General features: G+C 71.2%; 12 protein-coding genes. 3 read left to right on the forward strand and 9 right to left on the reverse strand.

What is annotated here, in order from left to right; translation table 11 throughout:
- Positions 1–29 precede the first annotated feature (29 nt).
- From OG841_RS11155 to OG841_RS11165, 3 genes are read right to left on the reverse strand one after another with little or no spacing between them, the layout of a single operon-like run.
- The gene (locus OG841_RS11155) at positions 30–1,010 is read right to left on the reverse strand and encodes an ABC transporter substrate-binding protein (RefSeq protein ID WP_371564689.1); all 981 of its coding nucleotides are present in this window, start codon (positions 1,008–1,010) and stop codon (positions 30–32) included.
- 56 nt (positions 1,011–1,066) lie between these two features.
- Entirely contained in the window at positions 1,067–1,204 is a 138-nt protein-coding gene (locus OG841_RS11160) for a hypothetical protein (RefSeq protein WP_365115403.1), read from the reverse strand.
- Positions 1,197–1,934: an LLM class flavin-dependent oxidoreductase gene (locus OG841_RS11165; protein ID WP_365115405.1), complete on the reverse strand. Its 738-nt coding sequence runs from the start codon at positions 1,932–1,934 to the stop codon at positions 1,197–1,199. The genes OG841_RS11160 and OG841_RS11165 overlap by 8 nt, the downstream gene beginning before the upstream one ends.
- A 336-nt stretch (positions 1,935–2,270) precedes the next feature.
- On the opposite strand from OG841_RS11165, the gene OG841_RS11170 reads away from it, so the two are divergent.
- Complete coding sequence (locus OG841_RS11170; protein WP_365115407.1) at positions 2,271–5,480, forward strand: tetratricopeptide repeat protein; 3,210 nt, start codon at positions 2,271–2,273, stop codon at positions 5,478–5,480.
- On the opposite strand, the gene OG841_RS11175 is transcribed toward OG841_RS11170, so the two are convergent.
- From OG841_RS11175 to OG841_RS11190, 4 genes are all read right to left on the reverse strand, one after another.
- Positions 5,438–6,190 (reverse strand): class I SAM-dependent methyltransferase, encoded by a 753-nt coding sequence (locus tag OG841_RS11175; protein ID WP_328641553.1) that lies wholly within the window; start codon positions 6,188–6,190, stop codon positions 5,438–5,440. The two genes, OG841_RS11170 and OG841_RS11175, sit on opposite strands and share 43 nt — an antisense overlap.
- Positions 6,191–6,262: 72 nt before the next feature.
- Positions 6,263–7,414 carry a damage-control phosphatase ARMT1 family protein gene (locus OG841_RS11180; protein ID WP_365115410.1) on the reverse strand — a complete coding sequence of 384 codons (1,152 nt, stop codon included), beginning with the start codon at positions 7,412–7,414 and terminating at the stop codon, positions 6,263–6,265.
- A 66-nt stretch (positions 7,415–7,480) separates the two neighbouring features.
- A complete protein-coding gene (locus OG841_RS11185; RefSeq protein WP_328641551.1) occupies positions 7,481–8,128 on the reverse strand; it encodes a ScbR family autoregulator-binding transcription factor in 648 nt (215 codons plus the stop codon).
- 70 nt (positions 8,129–8,198) lie between these two features.
- Complete coding sequence (locus tag OG841_RS11190) at positions 8,199–9,125, reverse strand: ScbA/BarX family gamma-butyrolactone biosynthesis protein (protein WP_328641550.1); 927 nt, start codon at positions 9,123–9,125, stop codon at positions 8,199–8,201.
- Between the two features lie 145 nt (positions 9,126–9,270).
- On the opposite strand from OG841_RS11190, the gene OG841_RS11195 reads away from it, so the two are divergent.
- Entirely contained in the window at positions 9,271–9,933 is a 663-nt protein-coding gene (locus OG841_RS11195; protein ID WP_328641549.1) for a ScbR family autoregulator-binding transcription factor, read from the forward strand.
- Positions 9,934–10,034: 101 nt separating this feature from the next.
- Here OG841_RS11195 and OG841_RS11200 read toward each other — a convergent pair whose 3' ends face one another.
- On the reverse strand, positions 10,035–11,819 hold the full coding sequence (locus OG841_RS11200; protein ID WP_328641548.1) for a S8 family peptidase: 1,785 nt from the start codon (positions 11,817–11,819) through the stop codon (positions 10,035–10,037).
- 366 nt (positions 11,820–12,185) lie between these two features.
- Between OG841_RS11200 and OG841_RS11205 the strand changes: the two genes are divergently transcribed.
- Positions 12,186–13,127, forward strand: coding sequence for a lytic polysaccharide monooxygenase auxiliary activity family 9 protein (locus OG841_RS11205; protein WP_328641547.1), 942 nt, complete (start codon positions 12,186–12,188; stop codon positions 13,125–13,127).
- Between the two features lie 18 nt (positions 13,128–13,145).
- On the opposite strand, the gene OG841_RS11210 is transcribed toward OG841_RS11205, so the two are convergent.
- Positions 13,146–13,808, reverse strand: a complete 663-nt coding sequence (locus tag OG841_RS11210; protein WP_328641546.1) for a Tat pathway signal sequence domain protein — start codon at positions 13,806–13,808, stop codon at positions 13,146–13,148.
- Between the last annotated feature and the right edge of the window lie 246 nt (positions 13,809–14,054).

Raw genomic sequence — 14,054 nt, forward strand, 5'->3', positions numbered from 1 at the left:
CCTCATGCCCCCGCACCGGCGAACGCCCCTCACTTCACCAGCAATGTGGTCGGATCGATCGGTTTCTTCAGCATCTTCTGCTTCTCCATGAGCTCGGCGAGCCGGGCGAGCTGCGTTCCGTCCATGGTGGCCGGATACACCGGCAGGTCGATCTTCTCCGCCTGCTCCTTGGTGACCTTGGTGTACGTCGGCAGCACCTCACGCACCAGGGACGGATCCGCTTCGGCGAGTTTGACGGCTGCTTTCAGGGCCCGTTGGAACCGGGCGAGCGCGTCGGCGTTCTTCCCGGCGAAGCGCTCCGTCGTGATGTACCCGCTGAGCGGGATCGACTCGACGGGGGCGGACGACCCGTCCACCAGCACCCTGGCCCCCGACTCGTCCTGGATGGAGCTGTCGAAGGGCTCGACCGCGTGCACGGCGTCGACCTGTCCCTTGTCCAGGGCGGCGCCCATCTGCGGGAAGGGGATCTGCCGGTAGACGGGGCGGCCGACGCCGTGTTTCGCCAGGATCTCGTTGAAGGTCAGCGACTGGACGTTGTTGAGGACGTTGACCGCGAGCTTCTTGCCCGCGAGATCGGCGAGGGTCTTGATGTCCGAGTCCTTCGGCACCAGGACGTCCATCATGCGCGGCGCGGCCCTGATCGCCTCGGCGACGACGCGGATGTCGAGGGTGCCCTGGTCCTGGGCCTGGAAGTAGGTGACGTAGTTCGCGCTCGCGACCATGTCGATCTGACCCTTGGACAGGGCGGGCAGCGCCTGGAGGCTCTGCTGGATCTGCTGGACGCGGACGTCGAGGCCTTCCTTCTTGAACAGCCCCCGGTTCTGGGCGATGTAGAGCATGGCACTGTCGCTCAGGGGCAGCGCGGCCACCTTGAGCGTCGTGCGCCCGTCCGAGGACGTGGAGTCCCCGTCACCGCCGCAGGCCGTGAGCACCAGCGCGAGGGCGGCCGCGGCGGCCGCCGTCTTCCCTCTTCCCGAACGCCAAGGTCGTAACGTCAGTCCCCACGTCATCCGGGCATGATGACCGATCGATCGACGTGATCACTACACCAAGGTCAGCCGAATCGTCACCCCTCGGAGAAAGCCGAAAGGATCTCCTCCGCGACCCAGCCGAGCGCGTCGGGCAGCGCCTCGGTGGCCACCGGCAGCCACAGCGAGCAGGCCGTGAGCCCCGCTTCGGCCAGCTGCCCCAGCTCCTCACGCACCCGCTCGGCGGTGGAACGCGCTCCACCCAACGGGCGCCGCCCGGGCGGTTGTACGGCGGCCTCGAAGCCCGGCGGTACGAGCATCAGACCTTCCGTCAGCTCCAGGACCTTGGCCGGATCCCGCCCCGCCTTCTCCCCGAGCACCGCCAACCGGCCCCCGCACCTGGGCGACTCCGGCCGCGTCCAGCCCTGAGCCGTGCCACGCGTCGCCGTACCGCAGCGCCCGCCTGAGGGCCGCGTCGCTGTGGCCGCCGACCCACACGGGCGGCCCCCCGGGTGTGCGCGGCCGCACCCCGAGCCGGACCTCGCCCTCGTCGCGCCACAACGTACGTACGGTGTCCAGCTGTTCGTCGGCGCGCCTGCCCCGCCCGGTGAACGGCACCCCGGCGGCGGCGAACTCCGCGGTGTCCCAACCGGTGCCGACGCCGAGCGTGAACCGGCCGCCGGACAGCCGGTCGAGCGTGGCCGTCTGGTGAGCGACGACGACCGGCTGGTACAGGGGCAGGATCAGGACGCTGGTCACCAGCCGGATCCGGGTGGTCGCCCCGGCCACGGCGGACAGCAGGACCAGCGGATCCGGGGTCACGCCCACCGCTCCCGCCAGCAGATGGCTGCTCGCGATGAGATGGTCGAAGCCCAACTCCTCGGCGGTTCGGGCGGTTTCGAGGACGCCGTCGAGCTCGTCCTCGTGCGCGGGCCACAGGCGGTGCGGTGCGACTCCCAGACGCATGGGGTGCGACTCCCTTGGGGTGAGGGGCAGAGGGCGGTGCATGGGCCAACAAGGCGACGTGCTCCTCTCATCCCTTGCCATCCCTTGCCGAGTTCCGGGCGGCCGTACACGGCACCCGGGCCGACCGGGCAGCGGATCGGGAAGGCCCGAACGGCTCATGTCGACCTTCAACAACCGGATCAAGTCCCGCCGGGTCCACGTGACATGAGAACCTGAAGACGGGAGAGGGGTTCGGACGTAGCCGTCGAGGTGTGTGCCGACAGGGGGTCCTCGGTGTTCGGGGCAGAGTTGTTCACCCAGACCGCTGCCGCCGCAGCGGGCACGATGGTCGGGCTGATGACCACGGATGCCTGGCAGGCGGCCAGGCAGCGGATCGCGCGGATCCTGCGGCGGGAGGACGTGGAGCGGCTGGAGCGGGCGCGGGCGGAACTGGACGCCGCGCCGCCGGGGCGGCAGCAGGTCATCCTGCGGGAGCAGCGGGACGACCTGGACACGACCCTGCGTGCTCTGCTGACCAGGGACCCCGCGCTGTCCGGCCTGCTGTCCGAGTTCGTCCAGGAGTTCTCCGGCTTCGCGCGTCCGGTCTTCATCCAGGTCCAGCAGCCCCCGGCCCCGGTGGAACCCGTCCGGGCCCCGGGCGCGCTGACCGTCGCGCCGCCCCTGGGCCGGCTCGACCGCCGGGTGCGTGGCCGTGAGCCGCTCCTGGACACGCTCAAACAGCTGGTGGGCAAGCCGACGTCGGGTGTGCGGGTGCTGCACGGCATGGGCGGGAGCGGGAAGACGACGGTCGCCCTGGAGATCGCCGCCCACGCCGCCGCGCTGAACGTCGACGTGTGGTGGGTGACGGCGAAGAACCCCGCCACGCTGAGTGCGGGGATGCGCGAGGTGGTGGCCGCGCTGGGCACGCCCGCGGATCTCATCGACCGTGCCTGGTCGGGGCGTTCGAGCGCGACCGACCTGCTGTGGCGGCGGCTGTGCGACACCGCGACCCCCTGGCTGCTGGTGGTGGACAACGCCGACGAGCCCGAACACCTGGCACCCTACGGCCGGTTGGCGGAGGGCACGGGCTGGATCCGGCCCGCCGCGGAGCTGCCCGGCCTGGTGCTGATCACCAGCCGGGACAGCAGCCCGACCACCTGGGGGCCGTGGGCGACGCTGCACTCGGTGGACGCCCTGGAGGAGGCCGACGCCACCGAGGTGCTGTGGGACCTCGCCGGGGAGCGGGCCGGTTCACGTGAGGACGCCCGGCTGCTGACCCGGCGGCTCGGCGGGCTGCCCCTGGCGCTGCGTATCGCGGGCTCGCATCTCGCGGCGGCCTCGGCTTTCCCCGCATGGCCGGGCACGACGACCGTGCGGACGTACGCCGACTACCGCGTGGCCCTCGACGAGCGCTTCACCGAACTCCTCGACGAGCGCCCGCACGGGCGGCAGGGCAGCAACTACTCCGTCCCGGTGACCGGTACCTGGGAACTGTCACTGGACCTCCTCGAGCGGCGGGGCATCCTCCAGGCCCGCCCGCTGATGCGGCTGCTGTGCTGTCTGGGCGAGGCACCGGTGCCCCTGCTCGCCCTGTTACGCCCCGACCGGCTCGCGGACTCGTCGCTGCTGCCCGGCGTCACACCCCAGGAGCTGTTCACCGCGCTCACCTCGCTCGCCGACTTCGGTCTGGTCGAGCTGCACACCCCGCCCGGCGGGGACGACCACACCCGCACCCTGCTGATGCACCCGCTCGTGCGGGACGCCGGCCGGCTCCAGCGGGACCTCGCCGAGCACATGAGGGAGTACGCGGCCGTCGTCGCCGACCTGGTCGTCTGCGCCACCGCCGAGCTGAGCGAGGACGACCCGCGCGACTGGCCACGCTGGCGGCTGCTGCAGCCGCACTGCGACGCCCCGCTGGCCCTGATCGGCGACCCGTACGAGGCGGAGGACGAACTCGTCTCGAAGGCGCTACGGGCGGCGGCGGCCGGGGCCCGGCATTTGATCAACAGGGGCTGGCTGGACCGGGCGGAGGAGGTGCTCGGGGCGAGCGAGCCGGTCGTGCTCGCGTGCGGTCCGCGGGACCCCGACGCCCTCGAAGTACGGTCCGCCGCCGCCCACTTGCTCCATCTGCGCGGTCGGCTGCCGGCGGCCGAGTCGCTGCTTCGCACGGTGCTGGAGGACACCCGGGCCCTGTTCGGCGACGCGGCCGGCGAGACCGCCGACGCCCGGTACGCACTCGCGAACCTGCTCAACGGCCGGGGCCGCCCGGTCGAGGCGGCGACCGAGTACCGCGCGGTCCACGCCACACGCCGGACCCTGCTGGGCGAGCGCGACCCCCGGACCCTCGCGGCCCGCAAGGGCGTGGCCTGGATGGCGCGCTACCGAGGGTTGCTCGCCGAGGCCGAGGAGGACTACCGCCTGCTCCTGGACGCCTATCGGGAGACACTCGGCGCCAACCACCCCGACACCCTGGTCACCCGGCACGAGATGGCCCAGGTGCTGCACGAGCGCGGGATGTTCCGGCAGGCGGAGCAGGAACTGAGGGAGACGCTCCAGGTGTGCGCGGACGTACTGGGCGAGCGCCACCCGAGCACCCTCGCCGTGCGCCACGACCTCGCGGACGTCCTGCGCGACCGCGGCCTGCTCGCGGAGGCCGAGCACGAGTTCCGTACGGTGCTCGCGCTGCGCGCGGACGCCTACGGCGAGGACCATCCGGAGACCGTGGCCGCCCGGCACGGCCTGGCCACCGTGCTGCGCGACCGTGGCTGGCCCACCGACGCGGAGACCGAGTTCCGGGAAGTCTTCGAGGTCCAGCGAAGACTGCTCGGCGACATGCACCCACATACCCTGGAGGTCCGCCACAACCTGGCCGACCTGCTGATGGAGCGCGGCCAACTGGAGGCGGCGGAGACGGAGTTCAGGGAGGTGTACGCGGCACGCCGCGAGGTGCTCGGCGAACAGCACCTGCTCACCCTCTCGGTACGGCACGGCGCCGCGCACGTCCTGCATCTGCGGGGCCGTACCCGCCGGGCCGAGACCGAGTACCGCACGGTCCTGGCGGACTGCGTGGACACCCTCGGCCCCCGCCACCCCGGCACGCTCGCGGTCCGGCACAACCTGGCCGACCTGCTCAAGGACCAGGGCCGGTTCGCGGCGGCGGAACAGGAGTTCAGGGAGGTGTACGAGGCCCGGCGGACCGTACTCGGCGAACAGCACCTGCTCACGCTGTCCGTACGGCACGGCGCCGCGCACGTCCTGCATCTGCGCGGGCACGTCGAGCAGGCGGAGGCGGAGTACCGGACGGTGCTCGCGGACTGCGTGCGGACACTGGGGCCACGGCACCCGGGGACCCTGGCGGTACGGCACAACCTCGCCGACCTGCTCTGCCTCAAGGGTGAACTCACTTCGGCGGAGGCGGAGTTCACGGAAGTACGGGAGACCTGTGAGGAGGTGCTGGGACCACGGCACCCGCGGACCCTGGCCGCCCGGGACGCCCTCGCCCGTCTGCGTTCCAGTGACGGCGATCAGACGCCGAGCGATCCCGACTCGGCGACCGCCGGCTCGTAGCCCGGGAAACGCGCGGGGATCTGCCGCAGGTCCCACAGCGCGAGCGCCTTGTCGTCGTAGAAGTCGTCGGACTCGTCGTCACCGATGACGCGCAGGGGTTCGGGCAGGCCGAAGGGTTCCTTGCACAGGTCGATGGGGCGCCACCAGCCGGTGACGATGTCGGTGTTGGCGGGCGTCCGGGAGAAGGTCGTGGTGAGCAGATAGCGCGAACCGCTCTCGCGGAAACGGGTCAGTGCCTCCACCACATGCTGGTAGGAGAAGTGCACGAGGGCGTCCCGGCACACGATGAGATCGACGCGCGGCACCGGCTGGGCCGTGAAGTCGAGCAGCTGGAACTCGCGCCCCGGGCCGGGGTGGTCGGCGCGGTTGGCCGTGATGAGCTCCGTGACGACGTCCCCGCCCAGGTAGGAGGCGCCGTGCAGGTCGACGTGCTGCATCCAGTTGAAGTCCCCGCACGGCGCGTCCAGCACCGAGCGAACACCCAAGTCCTTGATGAGGGAGCCGAGTTGGCCGATCACCTGCTTCATGCGCTGCAGCTCGGAGCCCGGCCCCGAGCGAGTCTCGTCGGACCCCCAGCGGTTGGTGCGGTAGATGTCCGTGAACACGTCGGGCAGGTCGGCCTCGGCACGGGCGTCCGAGACGTCGACGTAGCGCCGTGCGTCCACGTCGTAGACGGGCTCCCCTGGATTGCTCAGGTACCGCGGGGTCAATGACGTCCTCTTTCGCTGCCCGTCGGCGGGACGTAGGGCAGCCCACCTGTACAGGTCGGCAGCTTACGCTCCTCAGGGCCGGACCTGGATGAGCGCATGGGTCCCGCTGGTCCGCCAGCGTCGCCCCTCCGCCTCGATCAGCGCGGTCTCCGTACGGCCGTCGAGGCCGGTGATCACATCGGACTTCAGGGTGCGCAGGGCGGCGACCGGTCCCGGGAAGTACGCGGTCACCTCGGCGAAGGACGTGGTCGGCGCCCACCAGCGATCCCCCACCAGGCGCCGGTAGTTGAGGTCTCCCTTCAGGACCGTGAGCGCAGCCTCGCCGATCTCCGCACGCAGGTCGTCGGGCATGTCCGCGTACGGCAGCGGAGCGCAGGAGAACGCGTGCGCACGAACACTCAGCCGTCCGTCGGCCATGGCGTCCCACAACCGACGCCCGTACTCCGCGGCCTGCCCGGGCGCCCGCACGAGCCGGCGCAGCGCGTCGACCACGTCGGCGGTGGTCGCGTCGGAGACGTAGTAGGGGTACGGCTTCACGTGAAGAACGGCCCGCTCGATACGACCGTGTTCCAGGAGGTGAGACAGAAGCAGCAGGTCGGGGATCAGCTCGCGTCCGGCGTTGTCGGCGATCAGGCAGAGGGTGCCGGCACCGTCGAGCAGCGACCAGAGCCGGTCGCTGTCGTCGGCGACCAGATCCGGTACGGCCTCGCGCCTCTCGGCCTCGCCGTCGGAGAGCCGGAACCCGAGGTCGGCCCGGTTCCCCCACAACGATCCGTGCAGCAGAGCCGTCCCCCGCTCCTCGGCCGTCCGGGAGGCGAGTTCGTCCAGAGCGGCCAGCTCCTGGTCGGTCTCCGGGGAGTCGAGTTCGGCGAGCTTGGAGGGCCGGAAGGGGTCGATGCCACGCCAGGGCCCGTCCCCGAAGTAGCCGACGGCATCAAGGAGCCGCCGATAGAAGTAGCTCTCGGACCACAGCCACGGCACGTCGAACCAGGACTGCCCGAGGTGGTCGTCGATTCCCCACTCGCCCCATGCCCCGTCGGGGAGCGGTTCGATCACTCCTTCGGTGCAGCTGTGGAGCAGCGCGTCAAGCGCCCGGTGCTGCTCGGGCCCGTAGGGAAAGGCCTCCCGCACCTGCCCGATGATGGCGGGGTGCCGCTCGGCGAGCACGCTGTACGGAAAGGACTCGGGTGCACTGCCGAGGATGACAGCCGCGCTGAGAGACATGCCCCGACTGTAGCCAGCTGGGGGCGCGGGGCTGGGACCACCCACCGGCATGTGCCGGAACCGGGCTCAACCGCTCCGGGACTCCTGCTCCAGCTGGCTGACAAGAGCCAGATACCGCGCCCGTCGAGGCACCGGCACCAGGCCCCGGATCATGACGTGCCACATCTCCGCGAGCCGCCGCGGCTGCCGCCCCACCGGCTCCAGGTGCCGCCCCACCACCCGCGTCCCGACAAAGAAACAGACAAGGGAGTGCGCCACCGCGTCCACATCGGTGTCCGGATGGAGGTCTGACTCCTTGACCGCACCGAGCAGCTTCCCGGTGGCGAGGTCGAGCCACTCCGTGAACGGATGCCGAAGCGGCGGCCGCACCTCGACTCCGCCCGTGGCGAGCCGGAGTCCGGCGCGCAGCACCGGCCCCTCGACCGACAACCGCGCTATCCCGAAGGTGATGCGGACCAGCGCCTCCATCGAGGTGTACCCCCGGGCGTCCACGTCCCCCGCCACCTGCCGCGACGTCCGTGACTGGATCTCCATGATCGCGTGCGCGAGATCGTCCTTCGCCGCGAAGTGGAAGTACAGCGCGCCCTTGGTGACTTGGGCGTGCTCGACGATGTCGCTGAGACTGGTCGATTCATAGCCACGGCGGTCGAACAGATCGGCGGCGGCGGTGAGGATCGTCGCTCGGGTCTGTTCAGCGCGTAACTGCCTCGGCATCGACTGCACACTCCTGTGGCGGAAAAGAACGGGCCATGCCGTTTGTTTCTTACTCCCTGTACAAGATAACTCACCCTGCGACGACACCCACCCTGCACCCGAAGACCACCGACTCCCCTTGCAGCGCGACGACTTGTACGTCGCCGCCGCCCTCTGCGCTCACTTCCATCCATACCGGCCGGTCGAGCTCCGCGTACTGGTGGAACGCGGCGTGGAAGGAGACCGGCACCCGGCTCTCGTCACCTCCGTGTGCCCGTACGGCCTGGCGGGCGGCCTCCAGGAGGAGCATGCCGGGGATGTGGTCCAGCGGGTGATCGAAGAAAACAGGATGTGCGGTATCGACGCGGAGCCGCCAGCGACCCGGGCGGGCCGCGGGCGACAGGAGGACGTCGGCGCGCAGGGCACGCCCCACCGTGTCGGTCGGTAACAGCGCGGTGGGCGGCTGGGGCAGCCGCAGGGCGCCGACGTCGGCGGTCCGCCCCCCGCGCAGTCGGCGGTAGACGGACTCGTTCGTCCAGGTCACGGCGATACCGCCGGTCGCGATCCGTTCGCCGCCCAGGCGTACGACGGCGTCGTAGCGCAGTGCGGCCGGGCGGCCGGCACGGCGGCGGACCTCATCGACCGTGATGTCGATGACGGGCTCGGCGGGTGCGGCGCCGACGGCCAGGTGCTCGGGGCGCGTGTCGACACGCAGTTCCCGCAGGACGAACTGATGCCCCAGCGGGACCTCGTACACCGCGTGCGCGAGCAGCGCCCCGCACTGGCGGACCGTTTCTGCTACCAACAGCGGTTCATATGCCGAGCGGTCCGGGGACACGTGTAACTGATGGGTGCGCGGCCACTGGGCGGTGAGGGTGAACCGGTCGGCGTCCGTCCTGGTCCAGCCGGTGAGGAGGACCTCCGCGACGGCCACGCGGTGCACGAATTCGCGGGGGACGGTCGCCGTCAGCACCCCCGGTCCGGCCGGGGTCCGCGTGAACTGCCGCAACTCTGGCATGTCTCCCCCTCGTTCCTCCGAAGCGATGACGGACGGCGAGGTGCCCGTGCCGGTGAGCGCTAGAGTACGAGGGATTCCGGTCTGTTTTCAATGTGACCTGATCGAGACCGGACAGGATCCGAACTCGCGCATGGGAGGGGTTCTTATGGCGAGACAGGAGCGCGCCATCAGGACACGCAGGACGATCGTGGAGGCCGCGGGCGCCGTCTTCGACGAGCACGGGTACGCCGCGAGCACCATCGCGATGGTGCTGGAGCGGGCCGACGTCACCAAAGGTGCCCTGTACTTCCACTTCCCCTCCAAGGAGTCGCTGGCCCAGGCGGTGCTCGACGAGCAGTTGTCGCTGGGTGCCGTACCACCGCATCCGTGCAAGTTGCAGGAGATCGTCGACATGACGTTCGTCTTCGGGCAGCGGCTGCGGACCAACTCCCTGCTGAAGGGGAGCGTCCGGCTGACGGTGGACCAGTGCGCCCCGCCCGGTGTCGATCACACGGGACCGTTCCGGCAGTGGAGCGAGCACCTGTTGGCGATGCTGCAACAAGCCCGGGACCAGGGCGAGTTGCTGCCGACGGTGCAGCCGCCGGACACGGCGGACCTGCTGGTGGGGGCGTTCGCCGGGGTTCAGCTGATGTCACGGGCTCTTCACGGGCGGGAGGACCTCGGGCACCGCATCTCCGTCATGTGGGCTCACCTGCTGCCGAGCATCGCGGTGCCGGGACTGCTGATCGGCCTCGACAGCCGGCCCGACCGCGGGGTCCGCGTGCTGGCGTCGGTGGAAAGCGGTGAACTGGTCGGCGCCGAGGCGTGATTCCGGGCGCGTGAGGTTCCCCGGCCGGGCGCGTGCAGACGCAGGAGGGCCGGCCGGTGCCCCATCCGCACCGGCCGGCCCGTCCGTTCAGGGGAGTGCGCTCAGAAGGTCAGCTTCCAGCCGTTGAGCGTGCCCGTGTCCTGCGCCGCCGTGTCCTGGACGCGGAGCTTCCAGGTGCCGTTGGCGGTCTCGGAGGAGGCGTTCACGGTGTAGGTGGTGTTGACGTTGTCCGCGGAGTCCGAGGAGCTCGCCGGCTTCAGGCTGTACACCGTGCCGTCCGGGGCGACGAGGCTGATCGCCAGGTCACCGCGGTAGGTGTGGGTGATGTCGACGCCCACCTGGAGGGCCGAGGGGGCGTTGCCGCTGCGGCCGCTGACGGCGATGGAGGACTCGATCGCGGAGCCGTTGTCCGGGATGGCGACCGCGGTGGTGCTGGAGAAGGTCGTCCCCGTCGTCGTACCGCCGCCGCTCACGGCCGCGACCGTCTTCGCCGCGTCCGCCAGGCCGGCGCCGCAACCGCCCGAGCAGGCGCCCGGCAGGGGACGGGCGTTGTTCTTGATGGCGGTCTCGATCTGCGCCGGGGTCAGTGAGGAGTTCGCCGACTTCACCAGCGCGACCAGGCCCGCGATGTGCGGGGTGGCCATGCTGGTGCCCTGGTAGTAGGCGTACGACTCCGAAGAGGGCGTCGAGGCACCGGAGTTGAGCGTGGACAGGATGCCGTTGGCGGTGCCGGTGCTGGTCTGGCCGCCGGGCGCCGAGATGTCCACGAGGGAGCCGTAGTTGGAGTACGAGGCCTTGGCGCCGGCGCGGTTGGTGGCGGCGACGGAGATGATGTTGTTGCAGTTGCCCGGCGAGTGGCCGGAGACGTTCTCGTTGTCGTTGCCCGCGGCCACGACGACGGTCGTGCCGCGACCGACGGCGTTGTTGATGGCGGTCTGGGTCGCCGAGGTGCAGGCGCCGTCGCCGCCGAGGCTCATGTTGATGACCTTGGCGACATTGGTGTTGGCGGGCACGCCGGAGACGGTGCCGCCGGACGCCCAGGTGATGGCGTCGATGATGTCGGAGTCGTAGCCACCGCACTTGCCCAGGACGCGCACCGGGGAGATCTTCGCGCCGTACGCGATGCCCGCGACGCCCTTGCCGTTGTTCGTGACCGCGGCGATCGTGCCGGCGACGTGCGTGCCGTGCCAGGAGGAGCTGGAGGCCGGGATGCCCGCGCCGCACGCGTTGGCCGCGTAGTAGTCGCCCGGGTCGGCCGGGTTGCTGTCGCGGCCGTCGCCGTCGACCGAGACCGCGGTGTCCGAGATGAAGTCGTAGCCGCCGACGATGTTCGCGGCGAGGTCGGAGTGGGTGACGTAGCCCGTGTCGATGACGGCGACGGTGACACCGCTGCCGGTCGACGTCGGCCAGGCACCCGGCACGTTCATACCGGCGGTGGACTCGAAGAGGTCCCACTGTTTGGCGTACTCGGTGTCGTTCGGGTCGGCCTGCGGCTTGTTCAGGCGGTCCGGTACGACGTAGGCGACCTGCGGGTCCGCCTTGAACTCGGCGACGGCGTCGGCGACTTCGGCCTTGCTGGGGTTCGCGCCCAGGTCGACGAGGGCGGCCCCGGTGCCGAGTCTGCGCCGGAAGTCGGCGTCCTTGGCGGCGGCGTCGGCCTCGGCGGCCTTGTTCGACGTGGCCTCGGCGGCGCCGGTCCGGTAGCCGACGATGAGGCGCTCGGCCTGGATGTCGGGGGCGGCCTCGGTGAGCGCGGCCGGGACGGCGGTTTCCTGGGCGGGGGCGTCCTGGGCTGCGGCGACGGAGGCCGTGCCGACCGAGAGCAGGGCCGCGGAGACGGCGGCGGCGGATATCAGCTTCCGCCGGAGGGAGGGGGAGGTACGCAAGGGCTTGCCTTTCGTGGCCGTGCTCCGGGCAGCGCGGAGCGGCAGTCGAATCGCTTCGTCGGTGAAGCGGCGGGGGGTGAAGCCAGGAGCGCGGCGGCCGGCCAGAGGGAGACGCGTGACCCGTTCGGGGTTACCTGTGGGTCAGCTGTGGTCGAACGATAGGCAAAGAGCAGGTCATGCGGATACAGGGGAAACCCTTGATCCGGCCGAGAACCCACCCTCTGCGGTGGCCGGTTGACCTGTGGTGGCTGCTTTGCCCGCCTCTGAGCGGGGCGGACGAACCGGTGCGCCGGTGAACGCGTGAGTCCCTTCTCCCGTACTGCACGGAAGCCCGTAGTTCCCGCGCCGCCCGAGGAGGCGTTCCGGATGGCCCGGATGCCCTGGACCACTGCCCGTCGTACGAGTGCGGCGGTCGCCGCCCTGTCCCCGTTCCTGCTGACCGTGTTCGCGGCGGTGCCCGCGCAGGCCCACGGCGCTCCCACGGACCCGGTCAGCCGGGTCTTCGCCTGCTCCCCCGACGGCGGCTCCTCGGGCACGGCGGCATGCCGCGCCGCCGTGGCGGCCAACGGCTCTTCCTTCACGGCGTGGGACAACCTGCGGGTCGCGAACGTGAACGGGCGGGACCGGCAGACGATCCCCGACGGCAAGCTGTGCAGCGGCGGCCTGCCCGCCTACCGGGGCCTCGACCTGGCCCGCTCCGACTGGCCGTCGACCCGCCTGTCCCCCGGCGCGACGCTGACCATGAAGTACGCCTCGACGATCCCGCACACCGGCACGTTCCGGATGTACCTCACCGAGCCCGGCTACGATCCGTCGAAGCCGCTGAAGTGGTCCGATCTGCCGGAGCAGCCGTTCGCTGAGGTGAAGGACCCGGCGCTGACGGACGGCGCGTACCGGATCAGGATGACGCTGCCGAAGGACCGGACGGGCCGCCAGGTGCTGTACACGATCTGGCAGAACAGCAGTACGGCGGACACGTACTACTCGTGCTCGGACGTGGTGTTCCCGGCAGCGGCGGACAAGGGCGGGGACGGAGGCGGGGGCGGGGCGAGCGCCGCCGCGTCGCCGACCCGGTCGAAGGCGGCGGAGAAGCAGCCCGCCAGGAGTCCGGCGCCGACCACCGCCCCACCCACGGCGACACCTTCCGTGGCCCGGTCGGCGGGCGGCGTCGTCCCCGACTCCACTCCGGTGGCCGCCGACGCCGACCCCGCCTCCGGGCCTTCCGCGCCCATGCTGGCGGGCGGCGCCGCCGCGGTGCTGGTACTCACCGGGGGCGCCGCCCTGGCGCTTCGTCTGCGCCGGCGCTGAACTACGCGGTTACGGGGTTCAGTTGACGTAGACCGCCTCGCCGCTCGCGGTCACCGGGCTGTACTTCGCGCTCCAGAAACCGTTGGCGGGGCACAGCGAGGAACCGGACGTCCGGGTGAACTGCTGGTTGGCGAACTTGATGCTGTTGTCGGTGTTGTCGGCCGTGCCCGCCAGGCCGGACGCAGCCTGGTAGACACAGCTGACGCTGCCCAGCAGGGTGCGCAGCACGACGGTGGTCTGGATGGCGGTACCGCTCGCCGGGGTCACGGCGACGGAACCGTCGGAGGACACGGCGGTGGTGTACGGCAGGTTGTTCACCGTGATGCTGGTGACGCCGAGGACGCCGACCACGTTCGAGGTGCAGTTGCTGAAGGTCTGCCCGGTCAGGGACTCGGTGGCGGTGCCCGGGGCGGTCGGGTTGCCGTCGACCGTGGCGGTGAACGTGGAGGCCGAGCAGCTGATCCCGCTGGTGCCCGTCGAGCTGGAGTAGAGGGTCGCGGTGGTTCCGGTGGCCAGGGACGCGCTGATGGCCGTGCCCTCGGCGATGCTGGTGCCGCCGGCCCCGCCGGTGGTGAGAACCGCGCCGTCGGCCGCGGCGGCGGGGGCGGACGCGGCCACGGCCACGGGAAGCGCGAAGGCGGCGGCAGCGGCGGTGAGGGAGAGCAGAGAACGCATACGCATGCGGGGTTGCCTCTTTCCTGAGGTGAGGGTGGGTGTGGGGGGGCGCGGACGCAGATCGGCGTCCACCGTCGCCGACCCGTCACGCCTTCTCCGTACGTGACGGACCGGCAACGGCAGCCGGCCGGTGACCGACCGGACACCCCATGGGGGAGGGCTCCGGACGGGCCGGGCGGGAGGTGGCGATCCCGGTACGGCCCAGGGGGGAAGTGACCGTTTCGGGTGCCGTGGAGGGTCGGACTCGGGCGG

The sequence above is a fragment of the Streptomyces canus genome (genome assembly GCF_041435015.1).
Taxonomy (GTDB): domain Bacteria; phylum Actinomycetota; class Actinomycetes; order Streptomycetales; family Streptomycetaceae; genus Streptomyces; species Streptomyces canus_G.